Source organism: Paraburkholderia xenovorans LB400 (assembly GCF_000013645.1).
Taxonomy (GTDB): domain Bacteria; phylum Pseudomonadota; class Gammaproteobacteria; order Burkholderiales; family Burkholderiaceae; genus Paraburkholderia; species Paraburkholderia xenovorans.
The window spans coordinates 1,185,171-1,202,686 of sequence record NC_007953.1; the positions used below are offsets into that span (position 1 = coordinate 1,185,171).

Annotated in this window: 12 protein-coding genes; 7 read left to right on the forward strand and 5 right to left on the reverse strand. The window is 61.7% G+C overall.

All coding sequences use genetic code 11. From position 1 onward, the window contains the following. Positions 1-38: 38 nt before the first annotated feature. Complete coding sequence (locus BXE_RS42020) at positions 39-875, reverse strand: amino acid ABC transporter ATP-binding protein (RefSeq protein WP_011494246.1); 837 nt, start codon at positions 873-875, stop codon at positions 39-41. Positions 876-1,176: 301 nt separating this feature from the next. On the opposite strand from BXE_RS42020, the gene BXE_RS42025 reads away from it, so the two are divergent. The 4 genes from BXE_RS42025 to BXE_RS45130 all read left to right on the forward strand — a co-directional run bounded on the left by BXE_RS42025 (position 1,177) and on the right by BXE_RS45130 (position 4,023). Then, positions 1,177-2,028, forward strand: coding sequence for a transporter substrate-binding domain-containing protein (locus BXE_RS42025; protein ID WP_040123622.1), 852 nt, complete (start codon positions 1,177-1,179; stop codon positions 2,026-2,028). Between the two features lie 2 nt (positions 2,029-2,030). Beyond that, entirely contained in the window at positions 2,031-2,774 is a 744-nt protein-coding gene (locus BXE_RS42030) for an amino acid ABC transporter permease (RefSeq protein ID WP_011494248.1), read from the forward strand. Then, positions 2,764-3,609: an amino acid ABC transporter permease gene (locus BXE_RS42035; RefSeq protein ID WP_011494249.1), complete on the forward strand. Its 846-nt coding sequence runs from the start codon at positions 2,764-2,766 to the stop codon at positions 3,607-3,609. Before BXE_RS42030 ends, BXE_RS42035 begins: the two co-directional genes overlap by 11 nt. A 240-nt stretch (positions 3,610-3,849) precedes the next feature. Further along, positions 3,850-4,023, forward strand: coding sequence for a hypothetical protein (locus BXE_RS45130; protein ID WP_199577095.1), 174 nt, complete (start codon positions 3,850-3,852; stop codon positions 4,021-4,023). Between the two features lie 66 nt (positions 4,024-4,089). Here BXE_RS45130 and BXE_RS42040 read toward each other — a convergent pair whose 3' ends face one another. Continuing rightward, positions 4,090-4,890 carry an EAL domain-containing protein gene (locus BXE_RS42040; RefSeq protein WP_011494250.1) on the reverse strand — a complete coding sequence of 267 codons (801 nt, stop codon included), beginning with the start codon at positions 4,888-4,890 and terminating at the stop codon, positions 4,090-4,092. A 57-nt stretch (positions 4,891-4,947) separates the two neighbouring features. Further along, positions 4,948-6,840: a methyl-accepting chemotaxis protein gene (locus BXE_RS42045; RefSeq protein ID WP_011494251.1), complete on the reverse strand. Its 1,893-nt coding sequence runs from the start codon at positions 6,838-6,840 to the stop codon at positions 4,948-4,950. A 1,255-nt stretch (positions 6,841-8,095) separates the two neighbouring features. Between BXE_RS42045 and BXE_RS42050 the strand changes: the two genes are divergently transcribed. From BXE_RS42050 to BXE_RS42060, 3 genes are read left to right on the forward strand one after another with little or no spacing between them, the layout of a single operon-like run. After that, entirely contained in the window at positions 8,096-11,287 is a 3,192-nt protein-coding gene (locus BXE_RS42050) for an efflux RND transporter permease subunit (RefSeq protein ID WP_011494252.1), read from the forward strand. Beyond that, positions 11,277-12,461, forward strand: a complete 1,185-nt coding sequence (locus BXE_RS42055) for an efflux RND transporter periplasmic adaptor subunit (RefSeq protein WP_011494253.1) — start codon at positions 11,277-11,279, stop codon at positions 12,459-12,461. The genes BXE_RS42050 and BXE_RS42055 overlap by 11 nt, the downstream gene beginning before the upstream one ends. Next, positions 12,454-13,932: an efflux transporter outer membrane subunit gene (locus BXE_RS42060; RefSeq protein ID WP_011494254.1), complete on the forward strand. Its 1,479-nt coding sequence runs from the start codon at positions 12,454-12,456 to the stop codon at positions 13,930-13,932. Before BXE_RS42055 ends, BXE_RS42060 begins: the two co-directional genes overlap by 8 nt. Positions 13,933-14,035: 103 nt before the next feature. Here BXE_RS42060 and BXE_RS42065 read toward each other — a convergent pair whose 3' ends face one another. Continuing rightward, positions 14,036-16,219 carry a peptidase domain-containing ABC transporter gene (locus BXE_RS42065; RefSeq protein ID WP_233518891.1) on the reverse strand — a complete coding sequence of 728 codons (2,184 nt, stop codon included), beginning with the start codon at positions 16,217-16,219 and terminating at the stop codon, positions 14,036-14,038. 82 nt (positions 16,220-16,301) lie between these two features. Continuing rightward, entirely contained in the window at positions 16,302-17,465 is a 1,164-nt protein-coding gene (locus BXE_RS42070) for an HlyD family secretion protein (RefSeq protein ID WP_233518890.1), read from the reverse strand. Between the last annotated feature and the right edge of the window lie 51 nt (positions 17,466-17,516).

A 17,516-nucleotide genomic window follows, 5' to 3' on the forward strand; every position in this document is an offset into this window, starting at 1 on the left:
GTGGGGGAAATAGACGGAATGTGGAATGAGACGCCCGCTTAAGCGCGGCGCCGCACACGGCCTGCCCGGTCTTCGCCGCGCGCGCGTTGCAGGAATAGCCGCGTTCTGTCGTTGGACGGATTGCCGAAAATCTGCGCGGCACGGCCGTGTTCGACGATCACGCCGCCCTCGGTGAAGAACACTTCGTCGCTGATGTCCTCGGCAAAGCGCATCTCGTGCGTGACCAGCACGCAGGTCTGACCTTCGTCGGCCAGCTCGCCGATCACGTTGAGCACTTCGCCTACCGTTTCCGGGTCGAGCGCGGACGTGACTTCGTCGAAGAGAATCAGGTCGGGCCGCATTGCCAGTGTTCGTGCGATCGCGACACGCTGCTGCTGGCCGCCGGACAACGCGCCGGGATGCGCGTCGGCTTTGTCGGCGAGGCGCACTTTCGCGAGCAGCGCATGCGCGTCGCTTTCGGCCTCCGCACGGCTGCGTCCGAGTACACGCATTGGCGCGATGGTCAGGTTTTCGAGTACGCTCAGATGCGGAAACAGGTTGTACTGCTGGAAAACGAAGCCGATCCGCTTGCGCAGCGCGATACGTTGCGGGTCGGTTTTCTGCGCCCGCACGTCGATCCCGTCGACATGGATTTCGCCGCGTTGCGGCGCGATCAGACCATTGATACAGCGCAGGATCGTGGACTTGCCCGAGCCGGACGGTCCGATGATCGACACCGCCTCGCCACGCCGGACCGCCAGATCGATGCCTTTGAGCACCGGCGTATCGACATACGACAGATGCACGTCGCGCAGCGAAAGCAATACGTCGTTGGCGCGCGCGTTGGGAGCAATGTCGATGCGGGCGGCGCGCGCCGGCAGAATCAGTTCCGTCATCCGTTGTCCTTTCGAAAATGCGAGGCGCTGAGTGCAGCCCAATCGCCCGACCAGCAACCGACAATTTTAGGAACACCTGCGATATTCGCTAACCAACGAATGCGCGAAACCTTATCTATCGGTTTGCTATGTGACGGGCACGCGCGCGCCAGCGCATCGCGCCCACGCTTTAACCTCCGCATGCTTTGCTTAGCAGATCCATTTGGTTTGCCAGGCATGGAAACTGGCCTAGGGTATGCGGTTGCCGACGGCGGCGTCTTTAAAGACATGCGCGTCACCCTTCTCCCTTCATCCGATCGCTATGACATTATTCAAAGCGGCACGCAGCAAAAATATCGTGCGCACGGCGTTGATCGCCACCACCCTCGCCGTTGCCACCACCGCGCCCGCTCATGCGGACCCGACACTCGAGAAGATCGCCTCGCGTCACCAGATCGCGGTCGGCGTGCTGATTGGCGGCAGCCCGTTCGGCTCGCTCGATCCGCAGACGCAGCAGCCGCGCGGCATCAACGTGGACCTCGCCAACGACATCGGCAAACGGCTCGGCGTCAACGTCCAGCTGGTGTCGGTGCAACCGTCGACACGCGTGCAATTCCTGCAGCAAGGCAAGGTCGACATCCTGATCGCGAACATGGAGTACAACCCGCAGCGCGGCGAGATTCTCGATCATGTGCCGACGCCTTACTACCGCGTGGGCGGCACGGCGATCACACCGAAAACGAGCGGCATCACGAAGTGGGAAGATCTGCGCGGCAAGCCGGTTTGCATCTCGCAGGGCAGCAGCTATATCCGTCCGATCGTCGAGAAATACGGCGCGGTGCCACGCGCCTTCCCGGGTGCCTCGCAATCGCTGCTCGCGCTGCGCGGCGGTAGCTGCGTCGCCGCCGTGCATGACGCCGCGCCGCTGCTTTATCCGTTACAGCAGCACGATCCCGAGTGGCGCGATTACCGCACGATCCAGCCGGAGCTGGTGCCCGCGCCATCGGTAATCTGGGTTCGGCAGGGAGAAAAGGACACGGCCGCGAAGCTCGATGCCATCGTGCGCGACTGGCATCGCAGCGGCTGGCTGATCGAGGACGAAGCAAAAAACGGCCTGACGCCGCCGTCGCCGGCGCTGGCCGAATGGCACCGGCAACTGCCCACGGAGCAATGAACATGGCGGCTTCGCTGCATGCGCTGATCGATGCCACGGCCCACGCGGGGCTCGACTTCCGCTTCCTGCTCGACGCCTATGAGCGCGTGCCGTTCCTGCAAGGGATCGTGGTGAGCATCGGGATTGTCGTCTCGACGATGTGCGGCAGTGCGCTCGCCGGCCTGTTGCTGCTGCTCGCGTTGCGGGGCCGCAATCGGTGGAGCGCGGGCGCGGCGCGCGCGTTCGTCGAACTGACGCGCAATACGCCGACGCTCGTGCAGTTGTACTGTGCGTTTCTGGTCCTGAACATGCTCATCACGCAATGGCTGCGCGAGAGCCATCTCGACAACCCGTTCAAGCCGTTCTTCTGGGTCGTGCTGGTGTTGTCGTTGCACAAGGGCGCGTTCCATGCGGAGGCGTTGCGCGCGGGCTTCGACGCGTTGCCGGCGCAAACGCTCGAAGGCGCCGCGGCGCTCGGCTTCGACCGCGCGACGCGCTTCTGGCGCATCGAGTTGCCGCTTGCGTTTCGCACGGCATTGCCGGCGCTCGTGAACAACTTCGTCGAGCTCGTGAAGGCGTCGGCGCTCGCGTCGGCCATCGCGGTCGGCGACATTACGTATCAGTCGATCATGATCTGGACGCAACGCGACAACGTGCTCGCGCTGATGATCCTGATCCTCGCGTTCTTTGGTCTGCTGACGTGGCTGGTCAGTCTCGCGGGACGCTGGCTCGAACGACGTTTATGGATTCCCGGCTATGGCGCCTGAAGCAATCGCTACCTCCGCCGTTGGCGAACCGGCCTCCGGCCGCGACTCCGGCTCGCGCCGCACAACGCGCATGCAGGGCCTGGCCTCCGGCACCGCCACCGTGCTCGGCGTACTGATTGTCGGCGCGCTGCTGTGGGCCATCGCCCCCGATTCCGGTTCACGCGGCGAAACGCTCGCCCGTTTCGTCGAATGGACGCCCGCGCTTGCGCACGGATTCGCATTGAACGTGCTGATCAGCCTCGGCGCCATTGCGATCGGCTCCGTCATCGGCCTGGCGGTCGGCGCGCTGGCGCTGTCGCATTCGTTCGTGGGGCGCGTTGCCCGGCTTTGGGTGCAGGCCTTTCGCAACGCGCCGTGGCTGGTGCTGATCTACTTCACCACCTACGTGTTCCCGTTCGAATTCACCGTGTTCGGCGCGACACTGCCGTTTCCCGACTGGCTCAAGGTCACGCTGGGCCTCGCGCTGCCGGCAAGCGCGAACATCGCCGAAGTGTTTCGCGGCGCGGTGGCGTCGATCCCGACAACCCAATGGGAAGCCGCCAGTTCGCTCGCGTTCTCGCACACTCAGATCCTGTGGCATGTCGTGTTGCCGCAGTGCGTGCGGCGCATGTTGCCGCCGTGGATGAACGTCTACGCGATCATTACGATGGGCACGGCGCTGTCGTCGCTGGTGGGTATTCATGATCTGATCGATACCGCGCAGATCGCGAGCAGCACGGTCGCCCGTTCCAGTTTCACCGTACTCACGTACGTCGCGACGCTGGTGATCTTTTTTGCCTACTGCTATCCGATTTCCCAATTCACGCGCTGGCTGGAAAGGCGGTTCGCCGCCTGATCGCACAGCAAGGCGATCGGCGGGCGCCGCTACCATTCCGGGGCCATGGGTTTCACCCGCCATGCTGATTTCCGTCGAGCGACTTGAGTGACCGCGCCAACTCTCGCTGACGGTCTGCCAACGCTACGTCCGACCCTCAGCTTCGTTGATCAATGAGACCCGATCAGCTCAATTGCGTCCACCGACATCGCCGACGAACTGAAACATTGGTTCAGGAGCGAGGCCGCCGATGGCTTTGCCGTGATCCCGCCGATTCTGCCGGCAAGCCTCGACAGCTTCGTCGATCATGTCGTGCCGGAATTACAGCGGCGCGGCTTGTTCCGTCAGCGCTACGAACATGACACGCTGCGTGCGAACCTCGGTTTACCGGCCGACGTCGCTGCGCTGAGCAAGCTGCAGCGCTCCGCCGCTTGAACGGTTCGCGACCTTGCCGGCACAACCTTAAAGTTCGCGGGAATGTCGAAGCAGATTTTCCGGTGACTATTCGCCTGACCCGGGCAACGCACCACGCATGTCGCCAGCGACCGCCGAGAAGGGCAACTTCATCAGCATGCCCGTAGCCCTTTCCGTGAGTTCGCCGGACGCCTCCGGCAGACCGCCTATGAAAGGTCTGGCAAACAGAAAGCCTTGCATCAGATCAATGTTGGTTGAGCTCAGCGCCGCGACCGCTTCCAGGGTCTCCACGCCTTCCGCGACGAGGCGCATGCCGAGTCGATCTCCGCCCGAACATATCCCGAACATCAGCGCCTGCCGGTCATAGTCTGTCTCGATCTTCTGCACCAGTTTCATGTCGACCTTGACGATATCGGGCCGAAGTTCAAGGAGCGTGTTAAGGCCGTTAAACCCGGTGCCAAAGTCGTCAAGCGCGAGCCTCGCCCCGTTGTCTCTGTGGCGGTCGATACAGCGCCGCAGCGGTTTGTAGTCAGTCACCGGCTCGCGTTCAGTAAGTTCGACAATGAGCCGCTCAACAGGAAAGCCAAGTTCGAGTGCTGCCCTGACAGTCGCATCGATACCGTAACGGGGATGACAGGTGGCGCCAGGCATGAAATTCAACGACAGGTTGACGACCAGCCCCAGCCTGACTGCTTCACGAAGAGCCTGCGTGCGACAGCGAAAATCGAAAGCGTAAAGCGCCTCCGATGCATGCGACTTCAACAGATCGACGGGAACCCGTCCCTGCGCATCTCGCGCGAGCGCCTCATAGCCGTATGTAACGATCCCGTTCCTCGTCACGCTTGCGATCAACTGAAAAGCGGTGCGTATCGGCGAGCCCTGATTCATTGCGGTAGTTTCCGCCTGATAAAAGACTGTTGCGCGCTTTCGCCAGGCTCGATGGCGTCATGGATCGACACGAAACAGGCTTACCGTCGAGCGCAATTCCCGCCCTTGCGCGCTTAACGACTCCGACGCGGCCGCGATTTCTTCAACTAGCGCGGCATTTTGCTGCGTCGACTGGTCCATGAGGGCGACAGCCTGATTGATTTCATCGATTGAACGGGTTTGCTCGTCGGCGGTAGCGGCGATCTCCGTGGTGATGCTGGCGACTCTTTCCACTGCGTCATTCAGTTCGGCAATCGTCCTGCCCGCCAGGCTGATCTGGGTGGCGCCTTCCCTCACGTTACCGACGGATGCCTCCAGCAAGGTCTTGATTTCCTTTGCCGCGCCGGTTGAGCGTTGTGCAAGGTTTCTGACCTCCGCTGCCACCACGGCGAACCCACGGCCGCTGTCGCCCGCGCGCGCCGATTCCACCGCGGCGTTAAGCGCCAGAATGTTGGTCTGAAAGGCAATACCTTCAATCAGCGCCACAATGCCGACGATACGCTCCGACTGGGTCACCGCGGCTTCCATCGTCGTGGCCGCATCCGCTGCCGCCACGTTGCCTCGATGAGCGGTCTGGACGGCGTCCGATGCGATCGCATTGGCGCGCTTCGCGCGATCGGCGGCTTCGCGAACCGCGCCGGCGAGCTGTTCCATGCTGGCGGCCGTCTGCTGGATCGATGCCGCCTGCTGCTCGGTTCTGGCGGAAAGGTCGCCATTGCCGGCGGAAACCTCGCGCGCGGCGGTCTCGAAATGAGTGCTGCTCGACGCTACCTTGACAAGCACGCCATGCAGTTTTTCGACGAACGCGTTGAACCGGGTAGCGAGTAATCCAACCTCGTCTTCGCTGACCACCGGCAGACGCCGGGTAAGATCGCCATCTCCGGCAGCGATTTCATGCATCGACCCCGCGAGCTTCCGAAGCGGAACCGTGATGCGACGTCCAAGGACAATGGTGGCAAGCAGGGCCGCTGCCAGCACCAGAACACCTGTCAGTATCAACGCGAAGGTAAGGCGGTTGGCGGCGGCCATCATCCCCGACTCAGGCTCGAGAGCGTAATAGCGCCACCCGTTCCTTGGCGACGTATACGCATAAGCCTGATAGACGGTCGAATCGACGGCCACGCGCGTGGAGCCATCGGGAGCGGAAGCGAGCTGCTGATACCCGCCGCCCAGGCCCTTGAAGTCTTTGAATTCGTGTGCCTTGTCGCGTGGGTCGATCAGTATCTTTCCATTGCTGTCCGTCACGATAAGGTAGCCACTGTCGCCAAAGCGGATACCACTGGTCAGTTTGGCGAAACCGTCCAGCGAAAGATCCCCTTCCAGCACGCCCAGCACTTCGCCGCTAGCGCTCTTGACCACCCGGGCGAAAGGAATGATCGCTCCGCCGGAACCCGCAGCGCTGAGATACGGCGCCGGGCGCACGACGTGATCCGGATCGGTCATCGCCAGCTTGTACCAGGGCCGCTCCCGCGGATCATAATGCTCGCCGTTAAGGCTCTCGATCGGCCACTGCACATAGCCTCCCGAGTGCGTACCGATGTCGAGGTAGCGCATGTTCGGGTGGGTGTCACCGAACTGTTTGAGCAGAGCGAAGATAGTCTGTTCGATTCCGCCGTTGGAGTCCGGCTTCATCTGGCCACCGTGCGTCAGATAATTCGTGATGGAGTCGTCGGCAGCCTGCAGTTGGGAAGTCTGGACGAGGTACATCAGGTTCTGCTCGACCTCCTTGAAGGTTCCGTCAAGGGACTCGTCGGCCTGGGTAATCCTCGCGTGACTCGATTGCTCGAATTCGTCGACAGCCTGGCGCCGGACGTTCAAGGCGCCGACCGTGGTCAACACCGCAACGCTTAACGCGAGGGCGGTGCCGAATGCGGCCGTGATCCTGAAACCAATCGAGCTTGTGACTTTCACAGTAATTCTTCCGTTGAGCGCGTTAACTTGACCGGACACAGCCAGAACCGCACTGGGGACAAGCCTGTCTGTCGGCACAATCGAAGATTTCTTTATAGGCTTTTAATACGGCAAATTACATGGCGGGGAAACTCAAATTGCCGTCGCTTCACACACCTAAGTTTCAAACAGACACCTGTAGAATGGGCCGGCGTCCGCGCGATGCCGCTAAAGATCGTAATCCCGAGGTACGGACGATTACGGACGATTCCCGACCATTGAGCGCGACCTGGAGAGCGGTCACACCGCGATCGGGCGCAGCGGTGAGCGCGGCCTTCGCGCCGTCTTCCGCGACACCGCCCCACGAGCCGCCGATCGCCCAGGCCCCAGAGCCGATTTCCGACACGTTCTAGCCGGTGCGACCAGTTTTCTCTTCGCAAGCGTCATTTAAGTGCTCGTGCTGGGTTTCGCCAAATTGCGAACCGCGCCGCGTCCCCTGCCGGCGGCTCTTCCGGTTTGAATACGTGCAGGAAGACCGCGGCGCCACGCAGAACCCCTGGCGGCATCTTCGTTAAAGGAACGGTTCGGGATTAACCTTATTCCTTAAACGGCATTATTGTTAAAAACGCGATCAATATAATTTCCCCACGCGAAACCCGTGCCGTAAATATTGGTAATAAAAAACTGGATTCGTCGTCGGCCGACCTCGCCGGGACCCCGACTGTATGCTCCGAACGGAAGGGACGAACCGGAAACCGCTATCACACAGGGGTAACGGCTGCCCCACGGTTTTTTGCGCACAGCCGAAAATTGGCTGAGATAGAGTCAGACATGTCCGCGAATGCGCATTAGAACACTGCAAAATTGTTGTCGATTGTGTACATTCCCGCCTTGCCCGGCTCGGACACCATCACACGGGCGCAGTGATGTTTCATTTTTCAAATCGCTTTTTTTGCAGAACGTTTGAAAGGAATCCGAAAACCTGGCGACTCCGCTCGGCACCGCGTCGGCGCAGCCGCTTAAGCCGTGCCTGAACCGCATTTGAACCGCGGGATTGGCGCAATCGGATACCCGGACGAACGGCTTCCCCGTCAGCGGTCTCCGGAACAAGGATTATGTGTCGCGTCTTTCAGCAAAACGTCTTCAGCCAGGACGATATTGATTCCGTCCGGTGCCTTTCGCGGGCAGCGCGATTAGCCAAGGCCGAAGCTCGCCGACCGACGCGCGACGCGATGCATGGACGCCACCCAGTTCAACCCAAAGCCCTGGAAATTTCATGCTCGGCCTAGTACGTATCGCTCTCCGACGACCCTACACCTTTGTCGTCCTGGCGATCCTCATCTTGATCATAGGACCGCTGTCCGCGCTCAAAACGCCGACCGACATCTTCCCCGACATCCGCATCCCCGTCATCAGCGTGGTGTGGCAATACACGGGTCTGCCGCCGGACCAGATGGCAGGACGGATCACGTCGACGTTCGAACGCTCGCTGACCACCACCGTCAACGACATCCAGCACATCGAAGCGGAATCGGTGAACGGCTTCGCGGTCATCAAGATTTTTTTCCAGCCGGGCGTGAACATCAGCAACGCCAACGCCCAGGTAACCGCCATCGCTCAAACCCAGCTACGCCAGTTGCCGCCGGGCACCACGCCGCCGCTGATCCTGAACTACAACGCGTCGACGGTGCCGATCATCCAGCTCGCGCTGTCGGGCAAGGGACTGTCGGAACAGAACCTGGGCGACCTTGCGTTGAATCAGTTGCGTCCGGCGCTCGTTACCGTGGCCGGCGCGTCGATTCCGTATCCGTTCGGCGGCAAGTCGCGCGAAGTGCAGATCGACGTCAACCCTGCCGCGATGCAGGCGCGCGGGCTGTCCGCGCAGGACGTCGCGAACGCGCTCGCGAGCCAGAACCTGCTGACGCCGATCGGCACGGAAAAAATCGGCGATCATGAATACACACTGCAACTGAACAACGCGCCGTCCGCGCTCAAGGCGCTCGGCGACCTGCCGATCAAGGCGGTCAACGGCACCACCGTTTACATTCGCGACGTCGCCAACGTTCGCGACGGCAATCCGCCGCAAACAAACATCGTGCACGTGGACGGCAAACGTTCCGTGCTGATGTCGGTACTGAAGAACGGTTCGGTGTCGACGCTCGGCATCATCTCGGGCATCAAACAGCATGTGCTCGATGCGAAAGCGTCGTTGCCCGACGCGCTGCAGATCGCGCCGATCGGCGACCAGTCGCTATTCGTGCGCGCGGCGATCAGCGGCGTGGCGCGTGAAGGCGTGATCGCGGCCGCGCTGACCAGCCTGATGATCCTGCTGTTCCTCGGCAGCTGGCGCTCGACGGTGATTATCGCGACCTCGATTCCGCTCGCCATTCTCGGTTCGATCGCAACCTTGTCGGCGCTCGGCGAGACCCTCAACATCATGACGCTGGGCGGCCTCGCGCTCGCGGTGGGGATTCTCGTCGACGATGCGACCGTCACCATCGAGAACATCAACTGGCATCTCGAGCAGGGCAAGCAGGTTGAGGAGGCCATTCTCGACGGCGCGGCGCAGATCGTCACGCCGGCGTTCGTCGCGCTGCTGTGTATCTGTATCGTGTTCGTGCCGATGTTCTTCCTCGACGGCGTGGCGCGCTTCCTCTTCGTGCCGATGGCCGAGGCCGTGATCTTCGCGATGATCTCGTCGTTCATCCTGTCGCGCACGCTCGTTCCGACCATGGCGAAATATCTGCTGCATCCGCACCATCCGGAGGAGCCGGAACATGAAAAGAAACGTCCCGGACCGCTTGCGCGCTTTCAGCAAGGCTTCGAACGACGCTTCGAAAAGATTCGCGCCGGTTATCACGGCGTACTCGAACTGGCGCTGAATCATCGCGCGCCGTTCGTAAGCTGTTTTCTCGGCTTCGTGCTGCTGTCGTTCGCGCTGGTGCCTTTACTGGGGCGCAACTTCTTCCCGGACGTGGACGCCGGTCAGATATTGATGCACGTGCGCGCACCGGTCGGCGTACGGGTCGAAAAAACCGCGGAGATTTTCGCGAACGTGGAAAACTCCATTCGCCAGATCATTCCGGCCGCCGAACTCGGCACGATGGTCGACAACATCGGCATGCCGGTCAGCGGTATCAATCTCGCGTACAACAACACCGGCACCATCGGCTCGCAGGACGGCGACATCCAGATCGCGTTAAGCGAAGATCACCACCCCACTGCCGACTATGTGCGGCAGATGCGCGAGAAGTTGCCGCGCCTCTATCCGGGCGTGACTTTCTCGTTCCCGCCCGCGGACATCATTAGCCAGATTCTGAACTTCGGGTCGCCGGCGCCGGTCGACCTGCAGGTGCGCGGCAACAACCTGTCCGCGAACTTCGCGTACGCGAGCCGCCTGTTGCGCGAGATCCGCCAGATTCCCGGCGTGGTCGACGCGCGTATCCAGCAGGCACAAAATGCACCGACTTTCAACGTCGACGTGGATCGTACCCGCGCGCAACTGCTTGGCATCAACGAACGCGACGTGACCAATAGCCTGGTGGTCAACCTCGCCGGTTCGAGCCAGGTCGCGCCGACGTTCTGGCTGAACAACGCAAACGGCGTGTCGTATCCGATCGTGATGCAGACGCCGCAATACAACCTCGATTCGCTCGCCTCGCTGCAGAACCTGCCGATCACGTCGAGTCTGCAGAGCAGCGGACAAATCCTCGGCGGCCTCGCGACCGTCCAGCGCGTGAACACCAATGAGGTTGTCAGCCAGTACAACATCCAGCCGATGGTCGAGATTTTCGCGACCACCCAGGGTCGCGATCTCGGCGCGGTCGCGGCCGAGATCCAGCGAGTGGTGAAAGACAACGCCGGCACGCTGCCGAAGGGTTCGTCAATCGCGCTGCTCGGCCAGGTGCAGACGATGAATAGCGCGTTCGCCGGCATGCTGTTCGGGCTGCTCGGCGCGGTCGTGCTGATTTATCTGATTGTCGTGGTCAACTTCCAGTCGTGGGCCGATCCGTTCGTGATCGTCATGGCGTTGCCCGCGGCGCTCGCCGGCATCATCTGGATGCTGTTCGCCACCCATACCACGCTGTCCGTACCCGCGTTGACAGGAGCGATCATGTGCATGGGGGTCGCGACCGCCAACTCCATTCTGGTGGTCAGCTTCTGCCGCGAGCGCCTCGCCGAACACGGCGATCCGTTCAAGGCCGCGCTCGAAGCCGGCTTCACCCGCTTCCGTCCGGTGCTGATGACCGCCCTGTCGATGATCATCGGCATGGCGCCGATGGCGCTCGCGCTAGGCGAAGGCGGCGAACAGAACGCACCACTGGGCCGCGCCGTGATTGGCGGCCTGCTTTTCGCCACCACCGCGTCGCTGCTCCTCGTACCGGTGATCTTCTGCATTGTTCACTCGCGCCCTGGCCGCGCGATTGCCCCGAGACCTGCTACAGAAGGACCCGCTCATGTCGTCTGAACCTATTGTCACCAGCCAGCCGGTGCCGCGCCGCCGGCTCGTCATCATCGGTGTGATCGGCATCGCCATTGCCATCACCGTGGTCGCGGCAGGCGTGACGCTGCGCGCCGTCGATGCCCGTAACCTCAAGTCGTGGACCAATGCCCAAACCGTCCCGACTGTCACCGTGATCCATCCGGTGAGCGCGGCGAACGGGCCGACGCTCGATCTGCCCTCGCATCTCGAAGCGTATTCGCGCGCGCCGATTTTTGCGCGCGTGAGCGGTTATCTGAAATCGTGGGACGCCGAAATCGGCACGCCCGTGAAGGCCGGACAACTGCTTGCGGTGATCGAATCGCCCGAACTCGACCAGCAGTTACTGCAGGCGCGCGCGGACCTTGCCAGCGCGCAAGCCAATGCCGCGTTGGCCGGTACCACCGCGAAGCGCTGGCAGGCGCTGCTGGGCACCGACTCGGTCGCGCAGCAGGAAGTCGACGAACGTACCGGCGACTACACCGCGAAAAAAGCGGCCGTGGCGGCCGCGCAGGCCAACGTCGACCGGCTCCTCGCCACCAAGGGATTCGAGCGTATCGTCGCGCCCTTCGACGGCGTGGTAACCGCGCGCGACACGGACGTCGGCGCGCTCATCAATGCGGGCAGCGGCGGCGCCGGGCAGGAACTGTTTGTCGTCTCCGACGTAAAACGGCTGCGTGTGTATGTGCAGGTGCCGCAGAGTTTTGCGCCCGATGTACGGAGCGGCACGACCGCCACCCTGACCGTGCCGGAATATCCGGGTCAGCGTTTTACCGCGCGCGTGGTCGCGTCGGCGGATTCGGTCAACGCGGCATCCGGCACGACGCTGGTTCAGTTACTGGTCGACAACAGCGACGGCAAGCTGTTGCCGGGCGGTTTCGCAAGCCTGCAGTTCAAGCTGCCGGTACAGCAGAACGCGGTCCGGGTTCCCGCCAGCGCGCTGGTGTTCGACGCGCATGGCCTGCGGGTCGCGACGCTCGGGGCGAACAACCAGGTCGTATTCAGGACGGTGACGATCAATCGCGATTTCGGCGACTCGGTCGAGATCGGCTCCGGACTCGACGCGACGGACCGTGTGATCGATACGCCGCCGGACGGGCTGGTCGACGGAGATCGCGTGCAACTCGCCAGTAGCGCGACCAAGGGGGGCGCCCATGGCTAGTATGAGCAGGATCGCCGCGGTAAAGCTTCCCGCGCTGCTGGCCAGCGTCTGCGCGCTCGCGGCGTGTTCCCTTGCGCCGGACTACCATGTGCCGACGGCGCCGGTCGCCGCGCAATACCACACAGTGGGACCGTGGGTCAACGCGCAGCCCGCGGACCAGTTAACGCGCACCGACTGGTGGAATATCTATAACGACCCGCAACTCGACGATCTCGAACAGCGTCTGCTCGCGAACAATACCGATCTTGCCGCGTCCTACGCCCATTACCGGCAGGCCATGGCATTCGTCGATCAGGTCTCGTCGAATCTGTTCCCGCGGATCAGCGCGAGCGCGGTTCCGCAGCGTGACCGTCAGTCCGACACGCGGCCATTGCGCGCCGGCGGGCCCGATTACTACAACTCGGCCACGCTCGGCGGCGAAATCGATTACGACCTCGATCTATGGGGCCGCGTGCGCGATTCCGTGGCGGCGGGCAAGGATGAAGCGCAGGCCACCCAGGCCGATCTTGCCTCCGCGCAACTGAGCCTGCAGGTTCAACTCGCCGACAGTTATATCCGCCTGCGCGGGCTGGACCAGCAAACCCGGTTGCTGACCGACACCGTCGCGGCGTACGCGCGCGCATTGGAACTGACGCAAACGCTGCATGGCGGAGGGATTGTTTCGGGGCTCGACGTATCGCGCGCGAGGACGCAGTTGTCGTCGACGAAATCGCAGCTGTCGCAGAACCTTGCACAGCGCGCGCTGATCGAGCACGCGATCGCCGAGCTGATTGGCGCGTCCGCATCCGAATTCAGTCTGGCGCCGAAAACCGCATTGATCGCATTGCCGGTCATTCCGGTCGGCGTGCCGTCGACGTTGTTGCAACGACGTCCGGATATCGCGGCCGCCGAGCGTCGCGTGGCGGAGGCAAATGCGAAGATCGGCGTGGCACGCGCCGCTTATTTCCCGTCCATTACGCTGAGCTTGCAAGGCGGCGTCCAGAGCGCCGCGTATGCCGGGTTGGTCAGCGCACCGAACATTTTCTGGGCGATCGGTCCGCAACTCGTGCAATACGTTTTCGACGGCGGCTTGCGCCGCGCGCAACTCGACTCGGCGAAAGCGGCCACCGACGAAGCGGGCGCGCGTTATCGCGGCGTCGTGCTGTCGGCGTTCCAGCAAATCGAAGACAATCTTTCGCTGCTCCAGGACCTCGGCACCGCGCTTGACCAGCAGCGCGATGCCGACGATTCGGCGCAGCACGCCGTCGACCTGGCCTTGAACCGCTACCGGCAGGGCACGGTCGGCTATCTCGACGTGGTACAGGCGCAGACGGCGGCGCTCGATGCACAACGCGGCGTGCTCGATCTCCAGACCCGCTTGCTGAGCGCGAACGTGCAACTGGTCAAGGCGCTCGGCGGCGGCTGGTCGAGCCAGGAACTCGCGACCGCCGCGCATGCTCCAGCCCTGGTCGCAGCCCGCGGTTCACCATGAAATTCGCCTTCGCGGTACCGATCCTGGAACGGTCCGAATATGCCGGTCTGTAGCACAGCCACAGCGGAAAGCCGAGCCAGACAAGGCGATGCTGGCCTGTCGATCAGGGGTAAGTGATCTTGACGTTGCCCGAATCCAGTCTGCCCGCGGCAAATGTCGTCGATGGCTCGCCCGCCTGTTGCGCGCGGAGCTCGTGCGCCACGCCTTGCTGCATGGCAATGATGCGATCCGCGCTGCGGATGGTCTCCGGCCGGTGCGCAATGATGATCCGCGTGACCTCCATATTGCGGATCGCATCGTTGATCAGCCGTTCGCGATCCACGTCCAGGTGGCTTGTCGCTTCGTCGAGAATCAGAATTGACGGGTTGCGGTACAACGCCCGTGCAAGCAGGACGCGTTGGGCCTGACCACCGGAAAGCGACGATCCCATGTCGCCAACCAGGCTTTGATAACCCATCGGCATAGCCGTGATTTCGTCGTGAATCTGCGCGATTCGCGCCACTCTCTCGACTTGCGCGTAATCAGGATGGGTATCGAAAAAGCTGATGTTGTCGGCAATGGAACCGGCAAAGAGAATGTCGTCCTGCATGACCGAGCCAATCATGTCGCGGTAGCCAAGCATCCCCAGCTTTTTGATGTCCACGCCATCCACCCTGATTTCGCCTTTTTGCGGCATCAGGAGACCGAGCAGCAGTTTAGCCATGGTGGTTTTACCCTGGCCGGACGGGCCAATCAGTGCGACCGATTCCCCCGGCTCGACTGTGAACGAACAGTCTTTGATCACCCAGGGTTCCGTATCAGCATAGCGGAAACGCAGGTTGGAGACTTCGATGCCGGGCGCACGGTCTTTGGCTTCTTCAACCAGGTTCGCGCGAGTGACGGACCCCTCCATGTTGCTTTCCGGTTCCGTGAGGACGATGTCGGCCAGACGCTCCCCATGCAGACGCAACATACGAATATCGATGACGGTGTCGATCAGGCCGGACGCGCGCGACGTAAATTGGTCAGCAAAGCTGATGAACGCCACCAGCATCCCGGCGGAGAACTCGTTCTGCAGGACCTGACGGGCGGCCAGCCAGATCAGCACCACGCGGCCGATCCCCGAAATGACGCCTTGCAGCGTACTGAAGCTGATTGACAGGCGCTGGATGGCAATGCCCCGATTGGTCATATCGACCACGGAGTTCGTATAGGTAGCCACGCGTGCTTCCTGCTTGTTCCCGAGCTTGATCGTCTGAACGCCACGAATGGATTCCAGCAGTTGCGACTGCGCGCGTGCCGAATACGCGATCTGATCTTCATTGGCTCGCCGCAGCGGTCTGTAGGCAATCCACCGGATCAGCGCATAGACGGCAAACAGCCCAAGCACAAGCCACGTGAGCATGGGGCTATAGACGAACAGCATCACGAGGGTAATGCTCGCCATCACGCCGTCCAGCAGCGTGCTGATAAAACGGGAAGTGAGCATGCTCTGGATCGTTCCGACCGAACCGAAGCGCGAAACAATATCTCCCATATGCCGCTGCTCGAAATACGACATCGGCAATTTCAGCAAATGCGAACAGACGCTTGCTGTCCACTGCACGCTCAACAGGCTGGAGAACCACGTTACGACCCAGGAACGTAGCGCCGCAATCGCATTCTGGAACACCACCAGCATCAGGAAACCGATGCCAAGCAGCGTCAGCAGATCCACGTCGGCGGATACCAGAACCTGGTCCATCACCCACTGCATATAGAAAGGCGAGATGATGCCGCACACCTCCAGGGCGGCGGAAATAAGCAGAACCTGTACAAACGCCGAACGTATGCCGATTACGCCGCCGATAAGTTTAAGCATCGAGATCGACTGCTTTTCCGCAACCGGCTGGAACGACGCCGATGGCATCAGCTCGAGCGCAACGCCGGTAAATCCGCGCGATACCTCGTCCATCGGAATATCGCGAATGCCGCGCGCAGGATCATGCACCGTGATCTTGTCGCGCGAAACCTCCTTGAGCACGACAAAGTGATTCATCTCCCAATGGAGAATGCACGGACGATTCAGCTTTGCCAGATCATTCAGATCCAGCCGTAATGCCCGCGGCGTCAAGCCGAGCTGGTTGGACATCTGCATGATGTCATTCAGCGTGGCGCCTTTGAGCGACGTCGTGAAACGGCGCCGCAGGCTTGCCAGATCCATATCGTGGCCGAAGTAGTTGGCTATCATGCCAACACAAACCAGTCCGCACTCGGCGGCCTGAGTCTGCAACATCATCGGCAGACGGCGCTTCCAGCCGAAGCGCAATGCGTTCAGTGCTTTCATGGTTCTCGATGCACCAACGGCATCAGTAAAGAGATTAGGAAATTAGTGCGCGTCATTGGTGCCATTACAACGATGCACGTCGGCCAATGGCGAGCAAAGGTTCGAAGACCCACTCGATCAGGCGGCGATTTTCAAGCAGAATATCCGCCTCCAATGCCATGCCCGGCCGCAATATCTCGCTGTGACCGTATGTCATGATGTCCTGGCGATCCAGCGCCACGGTCACGCGATAATGCTGCTCCTGCACGTTGGACTGCCCCGTCATATTGGCGATCTCCAGAGGCGTCAATGCGGTGCGCGACAGTTCGACGATGCGGCCATACTGCTGTCCGAATTTCTGGTACGGATACGCCTGATACCGGAGAACGACACGGTCGCCTTCATGGATGAAGCCGATGGCCCGGCTTGGAACCATCAGTTGCGCTTCGAGCTCCGCCCCCTTGGGCAGCAGCGAAACCGCCGTTTGTCCGTTGCTGATAATCTGGCCCGGCTTGGCAAGCATCGCGGCCACGGTGGCCTCCTGCGGAGCGCGCAGGATCACCGCACGGCGCGATTCGTTTTCGATCATGGTCTGGTCGATATCGGCGAGTTTTCGCTCGATATCGTGGCGATGGTTCAACGAGTTGATCGGCAGCTCGCGCAGTTGCTGTCGAATCTGCGTGAGTTGCTGCTCCACATCCAGGCGCTGGCGTGCAAGGTCTTGCAGGCGCGCGCCCGCATCGATCACCACGCCTTCCTGCTGATCGACCTGACTGTTGGACGCGTAGCCCTCTTCCCGCATTTTCAGCAATTTGTCGAGTTGCGCCTGAGCCAGCTGGGCTTGCCGCTCGCGTTGCGACTTCTGCAAGCCGATCTGGGTCAACTGCGCCTGCAATGCCGTTGAACGCGCTTGCAGGCCACCACGCTCTTCACTGTTCAATTGCCGTTCGCCATTAAGGTCCATCTCCAGTCTGGAGCGCTGCAGCTTGAGTTGTTCCGCGATCGATTCACGCGTGCCGCCCATCTGGGTGGCCACTTCCGCCGAGATCACCATCAATTCGGTACCTTTTTCGACAGGCTGTCCCTCCTTGACCGACGTGCTGACGACCGTGCCACTGATCGGCGGGCTGACATTCAACGCCCCCTTGGCGGGAAGCAACTGGCCCGCGACGCGCTCTCGCCTGGTGTAAGTGCCGAACAAAAGCAGCAAAACGATGGTTAAGGTCAAGGCGGCAACAATGCTGATCACGAGCCACCGATACGGCGGCGTATACAACCTGACCGAACCCATCAGCTTGTA

Bases quoted from the DNA above. Each gene is read 5' to 3' on its own strand.
- BXE_RS42020 (WP_011494246.1), bottom strand. From the start codon at position 875: ATGACGGAACTGATTCTGCCGGCGCGCGCCGCCCGCATCGACATTGCT.
- BXE_RS42025 (WP_040123622.1), top strand. From the start codon at position 1,177: ATGACATTATTCAAAGCGGCACGCAGCAAAAATATCGTGCGCACGGCG.
- BXE_RS42030 (WP_011494248.1), top strand. From the start codon at position 2,031: ATGGCGGCTTCGCTGCATGCGCTGATCGATGCCACGGCCCACGCGGGG.
- BXE_RS42035 (WP_011494249.1), top strand. From the start codon at position 2,764: ATGGCGCCTGAAGCAATCGCTACCTCCGCCGTTGGCGAACCGGCCTCC.
- BXE_RS42040 (WP_011494250.1), bottom strand. From the start codon at position 4,890: ATGAATCAGGGCTCGCCGATACGCACCGCTTTTCAGTTGATCGCAAGC.
- BXE_RS42050 (WP_011494252.1), top strand. From the start codon at position 8,096: ATGCTCGGCCTAGTACGTATCGCTCTCCGACGACCCTACACCTTTGTC.
- BXE_RS42055 (WP_011494253.1), top strand. From the start codon at position 11,277: ATGTCGTCTGAACCTATTGTCACCAGCCAGCCGGTGCCGCGCCGCCGG.
- BXE_RS42060 (WP_011494254.1), top strand. From the start codon at position 12,454: ATGGCTAGTATGAGCAGGATCGCCGCGGTAAAGCTTCCCGCGCTGCTG.